Consider the following 21866-nt stretch of genomic DNA (forward strand, 5'->3'; position numbering starts at 1 on the left):
CACCGGCCGGCCGTCGGCGACCCTCGCTTCCGTGGGCCGGACACCGGCGCCGCCACCCGGCCGGACCGGCATGCTGCGGGGCGGGAGACGCCTCGCCAGGCCTCGTTGTGCGAATGGCGCACCGTCGAGCGGGCCGGCGAACTGGAGCGCTTGGCGCAGGACGGCCGTCTCGCGACCGAGATGTCGAAGCGCGGAGACGAGGCGGCGCGCGACTTCCTCGCCGTATGCAACAGCTCTCAGCTTCCGGCCGTCGATGCCTGGCTGGCCCGGGCCCTTGCCGCCCGGACCGGCCACTATGGCGATCCGGCCGCCCGAGCGGCTGCGAAGGCGGCGCTTCCGGCGTCCGTTCAGGCGCACGCGGCGCTGCTGGCCGCTCTGGCGCGTACGGATCAGCCGACGTCCGGTGCGCATCTGGAGTTCGTGGGCCGGCTGGCCCAGGCCGACCCGGCTGCCGCTGCCGCCCTCGCCGCCTGGCTCTCCACGGCCCTTTCGGGCGGCGCGGGGCAGGACGTGGCGGAAGTCCATGACCTCCGGGAGTGGTCCAATGCCGGGCGGTCGCTCAATCCGCAGTACTTCGATGACTGAGGACCGGTCCGCGAAGCGGTGTGCCCCCTCGCCGTACTCGAACACGCTCGTCGGTACGTGGAACCCGCGCCGGCCGGCGATCCCCGGCGGTTGTGCCGGGAAGGGCAGCGCCCTCGGCTGACCTCGGCGCCTGCTGACGGTGCCGGGAACGCGAGCGCGCGGTCGGGAGGTACTTGGGAACGCGGGCGCGGCGCGCGGTCAGGAGGTGTTGCGGCCGGTGGAGCGGTCCATGAGGTCGATGTCCGTCCACAGGGACTCGATGCCGCTGATGGAGCGGGCGGCCTGTTCGGGGTGGGCTGCGGCGAGTTCGGCCAGGATCGCGTGGCTGATGGCGACCGCGGGGGTCATCGAAGGAAAGATCGAAGCGCCTTCGCTCGGAACGGCCACGACCAGGTCGGCGGCCTGGGCCAGGCGGCTGGTGCGCCGGTCGGTGACGAGGCAGACGGTGATCCCGCGCCGGGCGGACGCCTCGGCGATCGCGATCAGCTCGCGCGGGGTGCGCCAGAAATTGAAGATGACCAGGCAGCTGCCCTGCGGCAGGGCGATGATCTGGGTGGTGCGCTCGGTGCCGGCCATGGTGTCCAGGCGGATGTCGAAGCCCATGGCGGTGCCGAGGTAGGACAGGACGATGGCCGGCGCGGAGAAGCTGCCGGACGCGGTGACCAGCGTCCGCGGTGCGCCACCGATGGTGTCGGCCAGCGCCTTCACCTCGGCGGGGTCGAGCGACCGCGCCATCCTGGCCAGGTGGTCGCTGTCCCGGTGGAGTGCCGAGTGGGTCGGCGTCTCGTTCATCGCGCTCGTGTGCTCGCTGAGCACCTCGGGCCCGGACAGGGCGGAGAGGTACTGGCTGCGGACTTCGAGCTGGAGGTCCGGCCAGCCCGAGAACCCCATCTGCTGCGCGGCACGGGTGACGGTGGAGGCGTTGACCCCCGCCCGCTGGGCCATGTCACGGGCCGAGGCGTAAGAAGCGAACTCCGGACTGGTCTGCAGCACCTCGAAGACGCGTGCGGCCTGACTTCCGCGCGGCATGTTCGCGAGCTGTTCCGCGATGCGTACCTGGAGCGACCTTCCCACCTCCCAGACAGCCGCACCTGAGCGCGGGATTTCGATGACCCCAGTTTAGGGGCGCCGTGTGCGTGGCCGTTCCGAGGTCGGCAACGGAAGCAATGGATGTTGCGTACGGATTTGACTGCATCAAACGTTGCAGATCTAATGAGTTCAGCGCGGGTCGTGCACGCCGAAACCGGCAGCAGATGCCCTCAATCGCCCGCTGTCTTCCGGCCCCTCAGTGGGCCCGCCCCTCAGGGCCGCCGTCGGGCGGAAGAAGCCGGCCGATCCGCCATGTGAATGGCAATGCAGATATGGAGAACCTCATGACGGTTACGTCCGAGAACGAGAAGCAGCGGATGCCGAAGAAGAAGAAGGCGGTCGCCGCGGTCGCCCTGGTGGCGGGTGCCGGTCTGCTGGCGGCCGGCGGTTACGCGCTGTCCACCTCCACCGCTCTGGCGACGTCCGGTGTCTTCGGCACCGCCGACCACAACGGCGGTGACCCGGACAAGAACACCGACGTCTCGCTGCTGGTCGACCACCACCAGACGGCCGACCTCTCGAAGCAGCTGACGAACGCCAAGATGGCCAACGACGGCGAAGGCGCGGAGACCGTCGTCCACCTGACGGCGGGCGGCAAGCAGGACATCGACACCGTCGGCCTGAAGGTCAACTACGCCAAGACCGACCAGAACGAGGGGCTGGCCAAGCAGCTCCTGGTGGACGTGGACGCCGGCGGCAAGCGTGTGGCCTCCGGCCTGTCGGCCGCCGAGATCGCCCAGAAGGGCGCCCTGCCCGTGGACCTCTCCGCCGCCGGCGGCAAGCTCCAGAGCTTCGAGAAGAACGACCTTCCGGTCGACCTGCACGTCTACCTGAAGGACGGCACCGAGCAGAACTGGGACGCGGTGAAGAGCCAGATGATCGATTCGATCAGCTTCGGCTTCACCGGCACCGGTACCGGCACCCCGGCCGATGACGGTGGCGCCGGCAACGGCGGGGCCGACAGCAAGTAGGCCGGAGGGCACCGGGTCGGGGCCGGCCACGGCTGAGCCCCGACCCCGCCCGACGCACCACACCGGCTCCGGAGATCCAGAGAGTACGAGAACGTGACCGACCTGCCCCCCACTCCGGCCGCAGCACGGCCGTCCGAGGCGACGATCCGGGAACTGCCGTCCCCCGGCGCCCGGCGTCCAGGCGACCGGCCCCGCCACCGACGGCTCGGGAGCGGCGGCGCGCTACGGGTGCTCCGCGCTGTCCTGCGGACGCTGTGGACCCTGCTGGTCACCGCCTTCGTGCTGGCGGTGCTGGCGGTGGGCGTGGCGCGGACGGTCTATGACATGCAGTTCATGCCCATCCTGACGCCGTCGATGACCCCGGTGATGCCCGCGGGCTCCCTGGCGGTGACCCAACCGGTCGCCGCCGAGGACATCAAGACGGGCGACATCATCGCCTTCCGTCCGCCACCGCCCTGGACACCGAAGGACGGCAAGCCCGTGGTGCACCGGGTCGTGCGGGACGACGCGTACGCCGCGGGGCGGGTGATCCAGACCAAGGGCGACGCCAACGACGACGCGGACCCCTGGAAGATCGACCTGTCCGGGCCCGGCACGTACGCGCGTGTCGTCCACATCGTCCCGGGAGCGGGACGCGCCGCGCAGGCGGTGGCGCACGTGGGACCGGTCACCGTGGCGGGAGCACTGGCCGGTCTGTTCCTCATGGGCTGGGGGCTGCGCCGGCTGCTGCCCCGGCGGCGACGCAGCCGATGACGAGACACCGGGGCCCGGGCGGGCCAGGTGGAAAGAGGTACATGACGGTGAATCAGAGGCGAATACCGCGGGGGCAGCTGCGCCGTGGCGGACGAGCCACCACAGTGGCGGCCGCGACCCTGGCGGCCCTTGCATGGTCGGCGACCGGGCAGGCAGTGGCCTCGGATGCCGGCGACAAGCCGGACGCCCTGCACATCACGTCGGGTCCCGGAACGGCGTGGACGGCCGATACTCCCGGCCTCAGGCCCGGCGACAAGGTGACCCGGTACCTGGACGTGATCTCCGGTCGGAGTGAACCGCTGACCGAGACGGCGACCCTCTGGGGCACGGGCCGGCTCACCGACGGCGGCGGCCTGCGCGCCGGGGTGGAGCAGTGCTCGGAGCCTTGGACGGGCGGCGACTGCCCGGGCGTACGAACGGAACTCGCCGCCCCGGGGACCGCCCTGAACAAGGCGGTCGACCTGGGAACCCGGTCGGCGCCGCCCCACGAGGCCCAGCACCTGAAGCTGGCCTTCACCGTCCCCGCGGACCTGCCGTCCAGCCTGGAGGGTACGACGGCCCGCGTCACGCTCAAGGTCACGGGCACGGCGACCGGCGGAGACGACCACACAGACGCTGACGGGCACGGCGGTACGGCCGGAGGCACCAGCGGCGGGCGGAACGGGCACGGCGGCGACGTGCACACCACCGCCGACGACAGCGCGGGCACGTCCCACGGCTCCGGAGGGGACACCGGTACCGGCAGCGACAAGCCCGGCGGGGCCCTGGCCCGCACCGGCGCCGACCTGTGGGGCCTGGCCCTGCTGGCCCTCGGGGCCATCGTCGCCGGTGTCGCCGCCTGGTCCGCCCGCCGTCGTACATCCGAGGCAGACCAGGACCAGGACACCACGGCAGCCTTGCCGGACGGACCCGTCGTGGGGGCCGTTACGTCCTCGTCCTCTCGCCCGCGCGGTGAGGAGGACGGGACATGATGACGGCCGGCCTCCATCGCTCGCGTCCTGCCCACGGCAAGGGGCGTCTTCGAGCACGGGGCGGCAGCCGGGCACTGGTGGCCTCCGCGGCGGCGGTGGCCACGGCATGCCTGGCGACGGCTTCCGAACCGGGCCAGGCCGCTCCCGTCGCGACGGCGACCGCCCGTTCAGGTGCCTTCGGCGCCGTGGACAAGGCAGGCCCGCATGTCGACAAGCCGGTGATCAGCACCCCGGCGCACGGTTCGGTGATCGTGCCGGACCGGAAGAGCGGCACGAGCGTCTTCACCGGCACCGGGCAGCCCGGAGCCTCACTGGAACTGTATTACCGGACCACCGGCGGCACCGACTGGAAGAAACTCGACGGCTTTTCGGCCCAGGTCGCCTCCGACGGGCGGTGGAAGCAGGCCGCCCCGCTCGTCAAGGCGGGGCTGACCGCGGGCATCTTCGACTTCCGCGTCCGGCAGACGGCAGGAGACCTGCGGATGAACTCCGCTCCGGTCACCGTGACCAGTGAGAAGGACGGTGCCCCGTGCGCCCCTTCGGCGGGCTTCGCCGGGTGCCTGCGGTTCACGTACACCGGTGGGGACCAGACTTTCGTCGTTCCGCAGAACGTGCACAAGGTGGATGCGCGGTTGTGGGGCGCGGGAGGCGGAAGCTCCGACTATGCGGATGTGCGTGGTGGCGGTGGCGGAGGCCGCGCCATCGGGACTGTGTCCGTAGCGGCGGGACAGAACTTGCGGGCAGTGGTGGGCGCGGGCGGCGCTCACCATTCGGGGCGCACGTACGGTGGCGGTGGCGCCAGCGGGGACGGCAACAACTGGGCCGGTTCCGGAGGCGGTATGGGAGCCCTGTGGGACGGCCGGACTCCCCTCCTCATCGCCGGCGGCGGAGGCGGGGCCGCCAACGTGACGAAGGGATGGCACTCCACCGTCAACGCTGGCGGCGGAGGCGGTGGTGAGAGCGGTTCCGCCGTCCCGGACAGCGACAGCCGCCAAGGCGGGCCCGGCACGCAGACGTCACCCGGCGCCGCGGGCGCCGGTGATCTCTGCACCACCCGCGCCCCCGAGCCCGGGGCCAAACTGCAGGGTGGGGACGGCGGCACGGAGCCTCACCGTTCCGGGGTGCCGAACGGCGGCGGTGGAGGTGGCGGCGGCTGGTACGGCGGTGGCGGCGGCGGGTGCGGGCCCGTCTACACCGACTTGGCCGGTGGCGGAGGAGGCGGCGGAGCCGGCTACCTCGACCAGGCCAGGGTGACCGATGGCCACCTGACAGCGGGGGCCGCCGCCCAGGAACGCAGGCGCGGCGGCGCAGCGGCCGGTACCGATGACGACCAGTACACCGGCCGGGCAGGCCAAGGCGGCGGTAATCAGGACAACGGCAAGGGCGGCGACGGCCTCGTCGTCATCCAGTGGAAGGACTCCGCACCCACACCGGCCGCCGCCCCGGCGTCACCCGCCCCGCGTCGGAGCACGGCGCGAAGTTCCGTACCGGGCGAGGCGGGCACTCCGGAAGCCAGGGAGGCCTCGGAAGAACCGGGAACCTCCTCGGACCGGCCGCTGCGGATCGAGTCCCCGAACGAAGGGGCGGTCATCGCCCCCGGCCGGCGGCTCAAGGTCGCCGGCACCGCCGCCCCCGGCGCGCGTATCACGCTGTCGCTGCCGGGAGCGGACGGGAAGCCGGTGTCCGTCGAGAACGTCGTGACCGCCGGCCGGGACGGCACCTGGCGGACCACCCTCATCGTCCCTGACACCACGGCCACCGGCCGGGGTGAGCTCCGCGCGAGCGAGTACCCCGCGGACGGCGGGCGGGATTCCGGCAAGCGGGCAGCGGTCGCCGTCCGCGTCGAAGCCGAGGCGGACGGCCACCCCGCCGATACGTCCGGCTCGGCACCCGAGTACCGGTCTACGGCCAACGGAGAGTGACCGCCGTCCGTCCGGTCCGGACACTGCCGTGACCACTGGCCGTCGTCCGGACCGGGCGGGCCCCGGCGAGCGGCAGGCCACGCGCCCCGCCCCCGTACCGCCGACGCCCGGTGAAGTGTCCGGTCTCCGCTCCCCGTTCCCCCGACCACCGCCCAGTTCCCGGAAAGGCACCGCCATGCCGGATTCCGCGCCCTCAGGCACCAGACGCCGCCACGACCGCCCGGACACCTCGGCGCAGTTCCGCCTCCTGGCCACACTCCCCGACGGTGCCCGTAGGGAAAGACTGCGCCGCGAAGTGATCACGGCCTGGCTGCCCCTGGCCCACCGCCTGGCCCAGCGCATGCGCGGGCGCGGTGAAAGCCTCGATGACCTCCGGCAGGTGGCCGCCCTCGGCCTGATCAAGGCCGTCGACCGCTTCGACCCCGAAAAGTCCGAGGCCTTCGAACCGTTCGCCATACCGACCATCACCGGCGAACTGAAACGGCACTTCCGGGACTGCACCTGGGACGTACACGTCCCACGGCGCACCCAAGAGGCGCGCAACAAGGTCCGCGCCGCTTTACAGGAGCTCAGCACCGGCCTCGACGGCTGCCACCCCACCTCGGCCCAACTCGCCGCGCACACCTACCTCGCCGAGGACGACATCGTCCGTGGACTGGAAGCTCTCCAGGCCTATCGCTCCTTGTCCCTCGATGCGGCCGCGGATCCGGAGGACACCAACGACTTCTCGCTCTTGCACAGCATGGGCACCACCGATCCCGGATTCGCCCTCGTCGAGGACCGCGAGGCGGTCAAACCTGCCCTGGCACGTCTGCCCGAACGCGAACGCCGCATCCTCTACCTGCGTTTCTTCGCCGGCCTGACCCAGAAAGACATCGCCGCCGAACTGGGAATCACCCAGATGCACATCTCACGCCTTCTCCGCCGTACCCTCGCCCACCTCCACAAGGAAATGAACAGGACCGCACGCGGTGGGGTGCGAAAAAGGGCGCCTAGTTGACCCTGTGGACGCCGCCCCTGGAACCTACAACTGCCGGGACTTTCGAGGCGCGCTGCGCCAGGCCGCGCACGGGTCATGTTCCGGAACCGAGTGGGAGCCCAAGAAGGCGTTCACCGGAGGGCGTTGCCCATGTAAATAGAGGAATATGCAACAATCGTTGCATGCATGGTTGGCCCCGTGCAGACAACGACAGGCGCCCTCGCAGCCCTCTCTCACGCGTCGCTGTTCCCCGTCTGCTGGGAGCACGACTGCCTGCCGGTGGTGCCACTTCCGGGCACCCGTACCGAGGGCCAGCACAAGCCGTATCGGGCGACCAAGCCGCCGGGGCATTTTTCCGGCGGCTGAATGGGGTTGCCGTTCCGCGCAAAGGAGCAGGATGAGACATCACACAGCCGCGACCACAAGAGGCGGTCCGCTGCACGGTGGGCGTGCGCGGCGTGGCAGGACGCGATGGTCCTTCGCTGCCGTGAGTCTGGGCGCGCTCATGGCCCTGATGCTGTTCACGCTGACTTCCACTCCGGGCCGCGCCGTACCCATGGCGACGGCGACCGCACGAGGTGGCGCGTTCGGGACGGCAGGCGAGTCCGGCCCGGGAATCGCCACTCCCGTGATCACCAAGCCCGCGAACGGCTCCACGGTTCAGGTGGGCCGGATGTTCGGCCGGATCAACTTCGGAGGCACCGGAGAGCCCGGTGCCACGCTGACGTTGGACTACCGCAAGGCGGGCACCGAGTCCTGGAAAACGCTGACGGGCTTCACCGGGCTCGTCGGTCCGGACGGGACGTGGGGTGTCAACGCGCGCTTTTCCGCCGGAGAACTGACGGCGGGGCCCTTCGAATTCCGGGTCGCCGAGAAGACCGAGGGGCGGGAGCGGAACTCGTCACCGATCACCCTGACCATCGAGCTGGGTGCGCAGCCCGCCCTGTTCACCTCGCCGCGAGAGGGTTCGTCGCTTTCCCAGGCGTTCACCCAGCTCGACTTCGCAGGCATCGGCGAACCCGGAGCGCACGTCTCCCTGACCTACGGGCCGGAGCGGAAGCCGGTATCGGTCAAGACGGGAGGGCGTGTGGACGACACCGGCGCCTGGTACATCTCCACCCCGCCCCAAGCGGTGCCTGTTGGTACGCAGGACATCTACGTGGCGGAAGACGTGCTCCCCGGGCACGAGGACAAGCGCACCATCACTTTCATCACCGACGGCGACAAGTCGCAGGTGCAGTGGAACGTGTCGAGGACGACCACACGGGCGCGAGCCGGCGACACGATGAACGTTCGTGGCTGGACCAACTCCACTCCGCCCATCGGCGACGTGGAGGTGTACCTGGCGACCGAGGGGCGGAAGTTCTCTCTGGGCACGCTCCCCAGCCGAAAGGCTTCCAGCTCCGGCAACTCCGCCGTGTTCGGCAAGGACGGAGTCGGGGTACCGGTCGACGTGCCCCCCGGCATGACCAACCTGGTGGTCTCCGACCCGCGGAATCCCTCGAATTTCGATAGCATCCCCGTCGAGATCCTGCCCACCCTGCCGCTCGAACTGAAGTTGACCGGCAAGAACGGGAACCGCAACCGGTTCTTCAAAGGCACCGGGCAGCCCGGCGCAAAGGTGCAGTTCCAGAAGCCCGACGGCAGTTGGGCGAATTCTTCCGGCGATACCGACCCGTCGAGCGGAGGGAAAATCTCCGACGCCTACCGCCTCGGAAAGTGGAAGTCCTCCTGGGACTGGGCCCATCTCAAGGCCCGGCAGCTCTATCCCAGCGGAGAAACGGGGCCGGTTGTTGACGTCCCCCATGCCTATCCGGCTCCGGAGGTGTCCGAGGTGACGTGGTCCGGCAGTCAGGTTGTCGTCAAAGGCACCACCCTCGGTGACGAGGACGGCAAGGGGCAGATGCAGGTCCTGGGTGCTGATGGGAAGTGGTTCGACGCGAGCGGGTATTCCGGCAGCGGAAGTTTCGAGCTGCGCATCGACCCCGGCAAGCTCGGTGAGACCTTCAAGGTCCGCTTCATCGACGACTGGACCGGAAAAGGCACACCGGAATCCGGAGAACTCCGCCACCGCGTCCCGCTTCAGCTGAAGCTGACCGGCAAGAACGGGGACACGAACCGGACCTTCAGCGGCACCGGGCAGCCCGGTACGAAGGTGCAGTTCCAAAAGGCCGACGGTAGTTGGGAAACTGCCGACAGCACCACCGATCCGTCGAGCGAAGGGAAGATCTTGGACTCCTACCGCTTCGGAAAGTGGAAGTCGTCCTGGGACTGGGCGCACCTCAAGGCCCGGCAGCTCTACCCCAGCGGAGAAACGGGGCCGGTTGTTGATGTCCCCCTTGCCTACCCGGCTCCGGAGGTGTCTGAGGTGACGTGGTCCGGCAGCCAGGTCGTGGTCAAGGGCACCGCCCTCGGCGACGAGGACGGCAAGGGGCAGATGCAGGTCCTGGGTGCTGATGGGAAGTGGTTCGACGCGGCCGGGTATTCCGGCAGCGGAAGTTTCGAGCTGCGCATCGATCCCGGCAAGCTCGGTGGCACCTTCAAGGTCCGTTTCATCGACGACTGGACCCGCAAGGCCACACCCTCCAGCGCCGCGCAGCAGAACCCCCAGCCCAAGCCGGAACCCAAGCCGGAACCCGAGCCCGAGCCGAAGCAATCGGAGACCGCCGCCGATGAAAGCCGGTAGCAGTGTCGTCTTGGGGAGATGGGCAAGGACATCCGTGGTGGGGGTGACGCGACAGAACGATCGAGACTGATATTCCGTGCCATGCCGCTGTTGTCGGCCCTTTGCCGCAGCAACAGCGGCATGGCGCTGCCGCATGACGCGTCGGCTTCGTAGCGAGCCGGCACCTCTCCGCGCGGGAACTCGTGTCCGTACGTCCGCTTCATGGGGAAATAGAGCGGACAAGGAGTAATTTTCCGTATATGACGTTCGTCACGTCATGCGTATGACGGGCGCGCGGTTTTCGATGCGTCGGGCGTCAGGCCTGCGAACTTCCTGATGCGGCACCTGACTTGACGCGCCACCGGTAGAGCCGCACCCCGGATTCGGGGGCGCGGCGGGTCCGTGGCGTGCATGTACGCTTCAAAGTATGAAAATCATTTTCATTAGAGGGTTGGTGGCGGCGGGCCTCGCGGTGACGCTGGCGGGCTGCGCGACGAGCGGAGCGCCGGACTCTGCCGAGGGCGGCGAGACCCGCCCGTCCAGCACGGTTCTGACCAGCTGCGGCAGAAAGCTGAAGGTGGCCGCCCCGCCCGAACGGGCCATCTCGCTGGAGCAGAACGCGACGGAGATCATGCTCAGCCTGGGGCTGGAGGACCGGATGGTCGCCACCTCTTACCAGACCGACCCGGTGCTTCCGCACCTCGCCGCGCAGTACAAGAAGGTCCCGGTGCTGGCCCGGCAGTACGCGCACCACGAGGCGACCCTCGCCAAGGAGCCCGACTTCCTCTACTCCACCCTGTCCTCGGCGTTCGCGGACGATGCCGCAGGTTCCCGCGCCGCGTGGCAGAAGCTCGGCGTGCCGGCCTACCTCTCCGTGCACGACTGCGAGAACCCCGGCCACACGCCCGACAAGGTGACCTTCGACGCGGTCTTCGACGAGATCAAGGACATCGCCACCGTCTTCGGCGTCGGCGAACGCGGTGAGAAGGTCGTCGGCGACCTGCGGGACCGGCTGGAACGGGCGGTGGCCGCGGCGCCGAAGGACATCGACGCGAAGGTCATGTGGTACTACGCCGGCACGTCGACGCCCTACGTCGCCGGCCGCGGCGGTCTCCCGTCCACGGTGAGCAAGTTGACCGGGGTGGCCAACGTCTTCGACGACATCGGCCAGAAGTGGCCGGAGGGCAACTGGGAGGAGATCGCCGAGCGGAACCCGGACGTCATCGTCCTGGCCGATCTCACGCGTGGCGGGGACGGCGACAGCGCCGAGGCGAAGAAGCGGTTCCTGAGGACGAACCCCGTCACCGCGAAACTCGACGCGGTGCGCGCCAACCGCTTCATCGTGGTGCCCGGATCGGCCATGGACCCCTCGGTCCGCGCCGTGGCTCTCGTCGAGGAACTCTCCAAGGGCCTCAAGCGGCTCTACGGCTGACCTTTATCGCCCCCAGTGTGGAAGGACACGTATGCCCGAGACGACCACCACGCTGTCCCCGCGCGCGCTCCTGGAACGCTGGGACGCTCAGCAAGCCGCCTACGTAGCCCACCGGGAGTCGCGATTCCAGGCCATGCTGGACGTACTGCGCCTGCACCTTCCCGCGCGATTCCACGCTCTCGACCTCGCCTGCGGCCCCGGCTCCCTGACCGACCGCATCCTGCGGGCTTTCCCCGGTGCGCGGGTGACCGCCGTCGACTACGACCCCGTCCTGCTGCGCATCGCCGGCGAAGCGCTCGGGGAGCACGGGCAGCGGGTCACCGTCGTGGACACCGATCTCGTGCGCCCCGACTGGGCCGCTCCTCTCGCCGGAGAGAAGATCGACGCCGTGGTCTCCTCGACGGCGCTGCACTGGCTCTCCCCGCTGCAACTCCTGCAGGTCTACACCGCCCTGGCCGACCTGATGCCGGCGGGAGCGGTGTTCCTCAACGCGGACCACCTGCGCTACGCGCCCCAGCAGACGGCGCTGAAAGCCCTGTCCGAACGACACGACGCCGAGGTGCGGCGTGCGGCGTTCGAGGCCGGTAGCGACACCTGGGACGAGTGGTTCGCACTCGCGACGGCGCAGCCGGGGATGGCCCCGCTCGTCATCGAGCGCGAGCTGCGCTTCGCCGAACGGCCCCCGCAGCCGCTCGCACCACTGCACTTCCACCTGTCGGCCCTGCGCACCGCGGGCTTCACCGAGGCGGGGACGGTCTGGCAGTACCTCGACGACCACGTCGTCTTCGCCCGCCGATGACGACGAAGCTCACCACCGCAAGCAGACTCCGCCGCAGCACCGCCCTCCTCGCCTGCTGCGGCGCCCTGCTCCCGCTGTCCGTCCTGATCGCCGTCGGCGCCGGCAGCGCCGACATCCCCCCGGCCGACGTCGCCCGCACCCTGGGGGTCCACCTCGGAATGCCCTGGGAGGCGCTCCCGCCGCTGCACGACAGCATCGTGTGGGACCTGCGGCTGCCCCGCGTGCTGTTGGCCGGGCTGGTGGGAGCGGGGCTGGCGGTGTGCGGCACGGTCCTGCAGGCGCTGACCCGCAACCCGCTCGCCGACCCCTACCTCCTCGGTGTATCGGCCGGAGCGTCCACGGGGGCCGTCCTGGTCCTGGTCCTCGGCGCCGGTTCCCTCGGCCTGCCCGCCGGAGCCTTCACCGGCGCGATAGCGGCCTTCGGCTGCGTCCTGCTCCTCCTCGGCCGGTCGCCGGGCCCGGCGACCAAGGTGGTCCTCTCGGGCGTGGTGGTCTCCCAGCTCTTCAGTGCCCTCACCAGTCTCATCGTCGTCCACTCCGGCGACGCCGAGCGCACCAGGGTGGTGACCTTCTGGCTGCTCGGCTCACTCGCCTCCGCGAACTGGACCTCGGTGGCCGCCGGCACCGCGGCGGTCGGCATCGGCCTGCCGTTCTGCCTGGCGTACGCCGCCCAGCTCGACGCTCTCTCCTTCGGCCGGGAAACCGCGGCGTCAGTGGGGGTCGCACCCCGCCGTGCCGAGATGGTGCTGTACACGGCGACCGCCGTCGTCACCGGCACCCTCGTCGCGGCAAGCGGTGCCATCGGCTTCGTCGGACTCCTCGTCCCGCACGCCGCGCGGATCCTGACCCGCGCGCCGCACCGCACGCTGCTGCCCTGCTCCGCCGCGCTCGGCGCGGTCTTCATGGTGTGGGTGGACACGGCCGCCCGGATCGCTTTCGGCTCGCGGGAGATCCCCGTGGGCGTGCTGACCGCGCTGATCGGCGTGCCGGCCTTCGCCGTGCTGCTGCGCCGGCGTACGGGGGTGCGATGAGAGGCCCGGAACCGGCGCTCACGGCCCGCACCCTCAGCTGGACGGCGAACGGCCGGACCGTCGTCGACGCCGCGTCGTTCGTCGTGCCGCCCGGTTCCTTCACCGGCCTGCTCGGACCGAACGGCTCGGGCAAGTCGACCGTGCTGCGCCTGCTCGCAGGGTTGCTCCGCCCCACGTCCGGCAGTGTCCTGCTGGGCGGGGACGAGGTCTCGGCCCTGCGCAGGCGTACGGTCGCCCGCCGACTGGCCTTCGTCCCCCAGGAGACGGCCTCCGACGTCGAGATGAGCGTGCGGGACGTCGTCCTGCTGGGAAGGGCTGTGCACCGCGGCCGCTGGGCAGGCACTGGAGAGGACGCCCGTGTGGTGGAACGCGCCATGACGGCCATGGACGTGGCGCCTCTCGCGGACCGCTCCTGGTCCGCCCTGTCCGGCGGCGAGCGGCAGAGGGTGAACATCGCCCGGGCACTGGCGCAGGACACCGCGGTCCTCCTCCTCGACGAACCCACGAATCATCTCGACATCGGCCACCGGCTGGACCTGATGAGCCGTCTGGCGCACATGGACACCACCGTCGTCGCGGCACTGCACGAACTCGACCTGGCAGCCCGCTACTGCGACCACCTGGTGCTCCTCCACGACGGCCGTGTCATCGCGGCAGGCCCCACCGCCGACGTACTCACCGCGGAACGGCTGGAGCGGGTCTACCGGGTGCGGGCCACGATAGGGAAGAACGCGGACGGCGGGCCGGACATACGCCTGGACCCGCTGCCCCGGCGATGCGGCCCCACGGAACTTGTCACCCCAGCAGCCCCGCGGCCTGATGAGCGCCCTGGCCAGGCCGGAACCCGTTAGGGCGGGAACCGTTCCACGCGGCGTCGCCCGCGCAGTCGGCCATACCGGTGGGCTCCGCGCCAGTGAGAGGGTGCTGGTCCGTTCGGTTCCGTGTGTGGCGAGTGCGGCTCGCGGGAACACGCCACGCGCACCCGACCCACTCACGGAAAGGGGCAGTTTCCTTTGCCTGGCGGCAAGTCGGAGCCGAAGTCGCTCAGAGCGACGAAGTACACCTCGTCGCTGCGCTCGGTCAAGGGATGGGAACGGTTACGCCGCTCGGGCTACAACACCGGATTACAGATGATGGACCTGTGGGACCGGGCGCGCGGGCGGGCACCCGCTGCTGGGCTTCGGCATCGTGCCGCACGCGGTCGGCTGGTGCGTCAGCACCCGGTCCTGCGGCAACTCCAGGAAACGTACCCGTCCAACCCGTGAGAGAGCTTGCAGGGCGCGAACGTGGCAGGGGTGGCCAACTGGACGGGTCCCGCTCGGTGGTGTGTCGGCGAGTGGCGTGTGCTGTTCAGGGGTATGGCGGGAAGCAGCGATGACGGGGGGCGCGTCTGTGTGGCGCGTCGAAGAGAGAGGCGCCGAACGCCATGCAGAGAACCTCCTTCCGTGGCTTCTTCCGTATGGGTCTCGTGTTGCCGGCCGCCGCGGTGGCGTCGGCCATGCTGGGCGCCGCGGCGACTGCGGCCGTGCCGGCGGACGTGTCGCACGGCGTTCCGGTCGGGGCGCGGACACCTTCGGCGCGCGGCTGTGCCATCGTCTACTTCGATCTGGGCGAGACTCTGGTGCACACGGCCGCGGACTCCGGCATCGGCTACCTGCCGGGTGCAGCCGCGTACCTGCGCACGCTACGGGAGCGGCACATCAAGGTCGGGCTGATCACCAACGTGCCGTCCTCGTGGGGCACGACGGATGCCGAGCGCGCTGCCGCCCTGAAGAAGGAGGTCGGCGGCGCGTGGAAGGGGCCCGTTCCGTTCGCCTGGGAGGATTTCGGCGACCGGATTCTCACTCCGCGCACCGAGGCGGAGCGCAAGCCGGCGCCCGTCCTCTGGAAGCGCGCCAAGGCCGCGGCGCACGGCTGTCGCCTCGTCTACGAGGGGGAGACCGCCAAGGAGACGTACGTGGCGGCTTCGCTCGGTTACGTGCCCTATCGGGTCGGACGGCCTTTCCGTCCCGCCTACCTCCCGGTCCGGGTGATCGAGTCTCTGGCGTACGGTTCCCCCGCCGACGGCCGCTCCGCCGCCGGGGCCGTACCCCCCTCCGTCATCCCATCCGCACCGCGCCGCGCCCTCCTGCCGCGCAGCACCAGGTGCAGGACGCCGAGCAGCACCGCCGTAGCCAGGGCGCTGTGCCAGAGCAGGGCGTCCAGTCGGCCTGCGGAGAGGTAGGCGCCCACGGCGACGGCCGCCAGCGCGCACACCGCGCGGTCCACGATCGACTCGACCGACAGCAGCGTCGCTCGCGGGGCGCCGACGGGTACGGCATCGTTGACCAGCTTGCGCTGGATGGGATAGGCGAAGCCGGCCGCGGCGGCGAAGACGCAGAGGAGAGCGACGACCGCCCAGGGACCGCCGAGGGTGATGCCCGCCAGGGTGCCCGCGAGGACGAGGGTGAGGACGGAGACCCAGGCCACCGGTGTCAGGCGGCGGCCCAGCCACTGGGGGCGGGCCGAGCCCACGGCCTCCGCCACCGTCATGGCGGCGAGTACCCCGCCGTGCGCGGACTCGCCGATGCCGTGGTCGAGCAGGATCGGCTGGAAGAGGTTGACCTGACAGATCCTGGACAGGGTGAACACGGCCACGCCCTGCACCATGACCAGCGCCAGCCACGGCGAGGAGACGACGCAGCGCAGCGCGGCCTTCGCCTCGCCCAGCGAGGTGCCGCGCCCGCCTCGTGGCGCCCGGGGCTTTCGGGTCCGGCCCGGCGCGGTCGTGGCGCGCATCCTGGAGGGCGTTGCGGACCGGGGCAGGGCGATGACGCAGAGCAGGGAACCCGCCGCGCTCAGGGCGCTCAGGAGGTACGGGGCCGGGTGGACGAGGACCATCAGCGGCCCGACCAGGGGCCAGCACAGGATCTTCGCGGCGAGTCCCAGGGCCCGGGCGGTCCCCTCCGCCTTGAGGTAGTGCTGCTCGCACCCCTCGGCCCGCAGCCCGTCGTACAGGTAGGCGCTGGCCGCACCCGAGGTGAGGGAGCGGCCGGCGGCGATGGCGAGGAAGTGGACGAGGAAACCGGAGTACGAGGAACTGACCACCGGGGCGAGGTTCGCCGCGGTCATCACGACGGCGCCGGCCCGCAGGCAGTTGCGGGTACCGATGCGGTCGGCGATCAGTCCGGTCGGGATCTCGAAGAGGCAGAAGGCCACGTAGTAGATGCTCTGGATACCGAAGATCTGCCCGTCGGAGAGGCCGGCGTCCTTCTGGTAGGCGTAGAACACCGGCATCCACCACAGCAGGTTGAACAGCAGCTGGAAGCCGTAGTTGAGGCGGATGATCCGGCGGGCGGTGCCGGTCGGGGGCGTGGCCGCGGGCCGTGCCGCAGAGCGCGGCGGGCGGGGGCTCACAGCGCGTAGGGGCGGATCTGGACCAGGCGGAAGTCGCCCTGGTCGGTCAGCAGCCACTCGATGTCCAGGGGAGCGTCCACCTCGGGGGCGCTGAAGTGGGACTGCAGCAGCCGGCCGGTCAGGGACAGGTCCGCCAGCCGGGCCCGTGTGGCGGCGGGCAGGCCCTCGCTCCAGGAGCCGAGGGCGAGGGTGCGCCCGCCGCCCTCGACGGTGTTGTAGAGGTACTGCTGCGGCAGCACCTCGCCCTCGACGACCTGTTCGGGCGAGCCCGGCGAACAGTTGAGGTAGACGTTGCGGAAGTCCTCGCGCCGGGTGGGGTCGCAGGTCACCAGGACGCCGCCGAGCGCGGCGGGGACGTACTTCTGGATGATCACGCCCATGTAGGTGTCGTCCAGGGATATGCCCACCTGGTGGCGCAGCCGCACACTGCGCGGCGAGAGCAGGGAGGCCCACACCTGCCGCACGGCGTCCAGGAGTTCGCCGGTGCCGCGCACGGTGGTGACGGAGTCGTAGACACCGGCCGCGGAGAAGCCAGGCAGGTCCTCGGCGTTGGAGGAGGAGCGCACCACGAGACGGCCGCCCGCGGCGAGCGGGGCGGGGAAGGACCGGGTGATCTCCCCGGCGACGGATTCGGGCAGCGCGGTGTGCCGGATCAGGTGCTGGAGCTGGAGGCAGAGCGGGTCGAGGACGTCCATGGCGTCGAGTTCGAGCGCCATCTTCAGCTTGCCGATGCCCTGCTGGAGCGCGGGGGAGGAGGTGAGGAAGCGGTGCAGGAGGGAGAACGGCAGGGCCACCCCTTCGGGGGCCGCGACGGTGCCGGCGACGAAGGAGGACGCGGCCGCCCGGAGTTCGGCGGCGGAGGGCGCGTCCAGGCCGAGCCGGGCCGCGAGATGCCCGTACAGGTGCTTACGGGGCGGGCGGGGGCGGCCGTAGAACGTGGTGAGATCGGCCGTGCGGCTGTCGAGCACGTGGTGCAGCTCTCCGAGGTTGGCCGCCTTGGTGCCGTAGCGGTCCCGGTCGGCGCTGCGCAGCCGGTGCAGGGAGAGGACGGGCGCGTCCTCCAGGAGCGGTGGTTCCAGACGGATGCGCTGCTGGTGCCAGGCCGGGGCCCGCAGTTCGGGGGCCTGCTCCAGCCGCTCCAGGGTGATCTCGTCCTCGCGGACCCGGTAGCGGACCCAGGCCCCGTCCAGACCGTCCTTCTGGACGAGCTGGTCCAGATCGCGGACGATCGCGTTGGGGATGCCCCATCCGGAGGCGAGGACGTTGGTGTGGGACAGCGGGGTGATGGGCGCGGTGTTGATGAACCCGGCCACCCTCTGCACGCCGTCCGGCAGGCATGGCATGGCGACGATGTCCGACCAGCCGAGCCCGTCGGCCGCCGCCTCGTACTCCGCCACGGTCGTGAAGCAGCGCAGCCGGCCGGTGGCTTCCCCGGCGTTGAGCGGCACGCGGACCCTGGAGCCGAAGAGCTGGTGGCCGAGGATGCGCGGCACCCGCTGCTCACTGACCGAGGCCAGTGCCTCCTCCTGACCGTGGTTGGCGGGCTTGAGCAGGAGCGGCAGCCTGCCGTCGACGCGCTCCCGGACGAAGGTGTAGAAGAACTCCAGCAACTCCCCGTGCATGGTGTCGGCCTCGGTGGTCTCCAGCACGAGGAAGGTGCGCTCGCGGTCCTCCCGTTCCTCGTCGGTGTGCAGGGACAGCACCCCGAGCAGGAAGCGGCGCTCGGGGTCCATGTAGACGGAGGCGTTGAACTCGTCCAGCCGGGCGTCGAGTTCGGAGAGGTCCATGCCGAGGACGCGGGTGGCGATGTAGTTGACGTGGAAGGGGTGGGCGGCCGTGTCGAGCAGGTGCCAGGTGGCCTCGGCGCGGTCGACGACGACCTTCAGGTACGGGTGGCCTGCCAGGACCCCGGACAGCGTACGGAACAGCGGCAGCGAGAGGTTCTCCCCGACGACCGTGCGGTCGGTCGTGGGGTCCGCGACGCCGACGGTGGGCGGAGTGGCGGTCATACGGCGACTCCCTCGGACGGTGCGGCCGGCCGGAGGCGCTGCCGGACCGGGGACGCTGACGGTGTGGCCGTGGCCGTGGCCGGGGGCCGGCCGGCCGGGGGCCCGGGCCGTGGCGCGGCGGGTACGGCGGGTGGCAGCACGTCGGGCAGCGCGTCCACCAGAGCCGTGAAGTCGCGCAGCACGGTGCGCGCGTCGGTGGCGGAGAGCAGGCACAGGGCCGCCATCGTGTTGGCCCCGCCGGCGGGGTCGTAGACCGGCACGGTGCTGCCGTCGGGCAGGGAACTCTCCGGTACGACCGAGAGGGTGCTGCCCGCGCTCAGCGCTACGGTCTCCTGCACCACGGGGAAGTCCCAGAGCCTGCGGTCCCGCCAGGCCGCGCCGTGGCCGTCCACCGCGAGGACGACGAGGGAACCAGCGGCGCCCCGCGCCTGCTCCGGACCGAGGACCCGCTCGGGCCAGGCGACCGGACGGCCCAGGAGATGGTCCACGAGCATGCCGACGACATCGAGCCCGAACACCTCCTCGATCTGCGGGACGGTCATCGCGCCGCCGAACCGGGCGGCCGTCTCGATCAGCCACATGCGCCCGTCGGCGCCGAGCTTGATCTCGGTGTGGGTGCCGCAGTCGCGCAGGCCGAGGGCGTCCACGGCCTCCCGGGCCAGGGCCACGACGCGGTCCTGGAGGTCCGCGGGAAGCAGCGCGGGGGTGATGCCGGCGCGCTCGGTGAACGGCCGCACCGTCGGCATCCGGCCGCTGACGCAGACCGGCCGGAACACGCCGCCGGTCACCACGCCCTCGACGCTGACGTAGTCGCCCCAGCCGGGCTCGTCGAACCACCCCGCGGTGTCGCCGGTCACGATCTCCTCGACCACGAAGTGTCCCGCCGCCTCGGCCACATGGAGTTCGGCGAAGCCCAGCCGGGCGGACAGGGCCATGGTCTCGCGCGAGCGCCGCCAGGCGGTGTCGGCCTCCTGCGGGGAGCCGATGATCTGATGGGCGGTGGAGCCGGCGCTCCAGGCCGCCTTCAGCAGCAGGGGAGCGGTCAGGGTGGCGACGGCTTCGTGGAGGTCCGCTTGCGTGGTGACGGGGCGGAACGCGGGCTGCGGCAGGCCGTGCCGATGCCAGGTGTGCCGCATCATCCGCTTGTCGCGGGCGAGCGCGGCGGCGTCTCCCGCCCCGGCGAGACCGAGCGCCTCGCACGCCTCGGCGACGGCCACGACCGCGTACTCGGAGAAGGTGAGAACCGCGTCCGCGCCGACGGCTTCGGCCCGCGAGACGATCAACGAGACCAGATCGGACCGCTCCGCGTCGGTGGGCAGCACGACCGAGGCGCACAGACGCTCCGCGGACGCGGCGACCGACGGCGGAAGCGCGCTGAGCGCCAGCAGGTGCACGTCCGCTCGCTCGGCTGCCCGGGACAGGACATGGCCGAGCGGCGGACCGCCCTTGGCGTGCACCAACAGCACCGTGCTCACTGAAATTCGTCTCCCATCGCTTGACTGTTCGCTCGTCCGTCCGGGGCGTCGGGCCGGGGTCCGGCCCCGCTGCCCGGCCCAGCGCCGCCCGTCGGCCGTGACCGGGACACGGTGACGCAACCCGCGTAGAACACGACGGGTAACCGGTGACACACACAAGGGAAACAGAAGGCGGAGGGCGAAAGTGCCACCGAAGGCGGGGGCCAATCAGGCAAATGCCAAAGTCGTGGACATCGTTGGAGTGCCGGCGAAGGTTTTCGATCACCTATGGCAAGCTGCCCCGGCGACGCGCTCACGTCTCGCAGTCGGCCGATAACCGAGCATGGCCGGCCGCCGCACGGGATAGGCATCGCCATGTCACCTCCCGCCGCCCGACGGGAACATGGACGGAAAGGCCGTCGTGGACGATCCCGGTCTCAGAGCACTGCTGGAGCATCTCCCCGTGTCCTGGTGGGAGGCCGACGAGCAGGGGCGCGTCACGGAGTGGGGCGGCGGGGCCCTCGCCGATCTGCCCACCGCGCAGCGCTTCCTGGACCGCGCGCGCCAAGAGCTGTCCGCTCCGGGAGAAGCCCTCCAAGGCGGCCACCGCCTGGTCCGGTTCGACGGCCGGACCTTTACCGTGAGATGGCCCCAGGTCGGGAGCCGGGGCTGGACGCGCGGGCTCGCGATGGAGGCCGGTGCGCAGCCCGCGGGCGGCCGGCCGTACGCCGCCTTCGCGGACTTCGCCGACTTCGCGCCGGCCGCGGCCTTCCTCCGCGACCGCGACGGCTGCTACTTATGGGCCAATCACGCCTACGCGCATCTCTACGGCACCACACCGGAGCGGATCGTCGGCAGCCGTATCGAGGACCTCGACACCCCCTCCGACGCCGCCCAGTTCCGGGCCCTGGACCAGGAGATCCTCCGCCGCGGCAAGCCGGTCCGCCACCACCTGCGGTATCACCGTTCGGACGGCAGCACAGGGCAGGCGGCCGGCCACCGCTTCCCGGTCCAGGAGAACGGCCGGGCCTGTGTGGCCGGGATCTACGTCGACATCACCGACCACGTCCGCGCGACGAGCCAGCGCCGGGAGGCCGAGGAGAATCTGCGCGCGCTGCGGGATCACAGCGGTCTGCCCTGCGCGCTGCTCTCGGTCGGCGGCCGTATCGAACAGGCGGGCACGGCCGCCGCCGAACTGTTCCGGACGCGCCTGTCCGACCTCGTCGGCCGCCGTGCGCACACCCTGCTCTCCGCCACGTCCGACCTCCGTCCCCTGCGTCGCGCCTGGGAGGGGCTGATCACCCGCCGCATCAGGCGGGCGGAGACCTCCGCCGTACTCCTGGACGCCGAGGGGCGCCAGCGCCGCGCGCAGCTCCACCTGTCCACGGTGAGCGGGCCCGTCGGCCGTGTCGCGCACGTGTGGGCCGTCGTCACCGACCAGAGCATCGCCCACGAGGCCCACCCGCCGCTCACCGCCGCGCAGATCCGCATACTGTCCCTCCTCGCCGGCGGCCGCACCAACGGCGAGATCGCCACCTCGCTCAAGCTCTCCCGGCAGGCGGTCGACTACCACCTCAGCCGGCTCCGGGACCTGCTGGGCGCCGAGACCAGGCCCGCCCTCGTCGCCCGTGCCTACGTCCTCGGCATCCTCGCCCCCCGCGCCTGGCCGCCGCGCCCGGCCGCGACCCGCGACCCGCTCAGCTCACGCTGAGACGCGCGGGCCGCGCCCGTGGCCGGGGCCCGCCCGCCGGGAGGCAGCGAAGCCGGCGACTCGCCGCCACCGCGTCAGTCCCGCGCCGACTCCGCTCCC

Annotated in this window: 16 protein-coding genes; 12 read left to right on the top strand and 4 right to left on the bottom strand. The window is 71.2% G+C overall.

Annotated elements, in window-relative coordinates; all coding sequences use genetic code 11:
- Positions 1-105: 105 nt before the first annotated feature.
- Positions 106-585, top strand: coding sequence for a hypothetical protein (locus tag ACH4FX_RS37035; protein ID WP_398485872.1), 480 nt, complete (start codon positions 106-108; stop codon positions 583-585).
- A gap of 198 nt (positions 586-783) precedes the next feature.
- Here ACH4FX_RS37035 and ACH4FX_RS37040 read toward each other — a convergent pair whose 3' ends face one another.
- Complete coding sequence (locus tag ACH4FX_RS37040; RefSeq protein WP_398485873.1) at positions 784-1659, bottom strand: MurR/RpiR family transcriptional regulator; 876 nt, start codon at positions 1657-1659, stop codon at positions 784-786.
- A gap of 299 nt (positions 1660-1958) precedes the next feature.
- On the opposite strand from ACH4FX_RS37040, the gene ACH4FX_RS37045 reads away from it, so the two are divergent.
- From ACH4FX_RS37045 to ACH4FX_RS37090, 10 genes are all read left to right on the top strand, one after another.
- Positions 1959-2645: a hypothetical protein gene (locus ACH4FX_RS37045; protein ID WP_398485874.1), complete on the top strand. Its 687-nt coding sequence runs from the start codon at positions 1959-1961 to the stop codon at positions 2643-2645.
- Positions 2646-2738: 93 nt separating this feature from the next.
- Positions 2739-3398, top strand: a complete 660-nt coding sequence (locus ACH4FX_RS37050; RefSeq protein ID WP_398485875.1) for a signal peptidase I — start codon at positions 2739-2741, stop codon at positions 3396-3398.
- Positions 3399-3553: 155 nt separating this feature from the next.
- The gene (locus tag ACH4FX_RS37055; protein ID WP_398485876.1) at positions 3554-4369 is read left to right on the top strand and encodes a hypothetical protein; all 816 of its coding nucleotides are present in this window, start codon (positions 3554-3556) and stop codon (positions 4367-4369) included.
- Positions 4366-6291 carry a hypothetical protein gene (locus ACH4FX_RS37060; RefSeq protein ID WP_398485877.1) on the top strand — a complete coding sequence of 642 codons (1926 nt, stop codon included), beginning with the start codon at positions 4366-4368 and terminating at the stop codon, positions 6289-6291. The genes ACH4FX_RS37055 and ACH4FX_RS37060 overlap by 4 nt, the downstream gene beginning before the upstream one ends.
- A gap of 175 nt (positions 6292-6466) precedes the next feature.
- The gene (locus tag ACH4FX_RS37065; RefSeq protein ID WP_398485878.1) at positions 6467-7291 is read left to right on the top strand and encodes a SigB/SigF/SigG family RNA polymerase sigma factor; all 825 of its coding nucleotides are present in this window, start codon (positions 6467-6469) and stop codon (positions 7289-7291) included.
- Positions 7292-7775: 484 nt separating this feature from the next.
- Positions 7776-9956, top strand: coding sequence for a hypothetical protein (locus ACH4FX_RS37070; RefSeq protein WP_398485879.1), 2181 nt, complete (start codon positions 7776-7778; stop codon positions 9954-9956).
- A gap of 406 nt (positions 9957-10362) precedes the next feature.
- The gene (locus tag ACH4FX_RS37075) at positions 10363-11367 is read left to right on the top strand and encodes an ABC transporter substrate-binding protein (RefSeq protein WP_398485880.1); all 1005 of its coding nucleotides are present in this window, start codon (positions 10363-10365) and stop codon (positions 11365-11367) included.
- A gap of 31 nt (positions 11368-11398) precedes the next feature.
- Positions 11399-12166, top strand: a complete 768-nt coding sequence (locus ACH4FX_RS37080) for a class I SAM-dependent methyltransferase (RefSeq protein WP_398485881.1) — start codon at positions 11399-11401, stop codon at positions 12164-12166.
- Entirely contained in the window at positions 12163-13197 is a 1035-nt protein-coding gene (locus tag ACH4FX_RS37085) for a FecCD family ABC transporter permease (protein ID WP_398485882.1), read from the top strand. Before ACH4FX_RS37080 ends, ACH4FX_RS37085 begins: the two co-directional genes overlap by 4 nt.
- Positions 13194-14048: an ABC transporter ATP-binding protein gene (locus tag ACH4FX_RS37090; RefSeq protein ID WP_398485883.1), complete on the top strand. Its 855-nt coding sequence runs from the start codon at positions 13194-13196 to the stop codon at positions 14046-14048. Before ACH4FX_RS37085 ends, ACH4FX_RS37090 begins: the two co-directional genes overlap by 4 nt.
- Positions 14049-15210: 1162 nt before the next feature.
- Here ACH4FX_RS37090 and ACH4FX_RS37095 read toward each other — a convergent pair.
- From ACH4FX_RS37095 to ACH4FX_RS37105, 3 genes are read right to left on the bottom strand one after another with little or no spacing between them, the layout of a single operon-like run.
- Complete coding sequence (locus ACH4FX_RS37095; RefSeq protein WP_398485884.1) at positions 15211-16593, bottom strand: MFS transporter; 1383 nt, start codon at positions 16591-16593, stop codon at positions 15211-15213.
- Positions 16590-18602, bottom strand: a complete 2013-nt coding sequence (locus tag ACH4FX_RS37100; RefSeq protein WP_398485885.1) for a PEP/pyruvate-binding domain-containing protein — start codon at positions 18600-18602, stop codon at positions 16590-16592. The genes ACH4FX_RS37095 and ACH4FX_RS37100 overlap by 4 nt, the downstream gene beginning before the upstream one ends.
- Positions 18599-20077 carry an acetyl-CoA carboxylase biotin carboxylase subunit family protein gene (locus ACH4FX_RS37105; protein ID WP_398485886.1) on the bottom strand — a complete coding sequence of 493 codons (1479 nt, stop codon included), beginning with the start codon at positions 20075-20077 and terminating at the stop codon, positions 18599-18601. The genes ACH4FX_RS37100 and ACH4FX_RS37105 overlap by 4 nt, the downstream gene beginning before the upstream one ends.
- 400 nt (positions 20078-20477) lie before the next feature.
- On the opposite strand from ACH4FX_RS37105, the gene ACH4FX_RS37110 reads away from it, so the two are divergent.
- Positions 20478-21767 (top strand): PAS domain S-box protein, encoded by a 1290-nt coding sequence (locus ACH4FX_RS37110; RefSeq protein WP_398485887.1) that lies wholly within the window; start codon positions 20478-20480, stop codon positions 21765-21767.
- Positions 21768-21866: the final 99 nt, after the last annotated feature.

This window comes from Streptomyces sp. NPDC018019, assembly GCF_044327805.1.
Classification (GTDB): Bacteria; Actinomycetota; Actinomycetes; order Streptomycetales; family Streptomycetaceae; genus Streptomyces.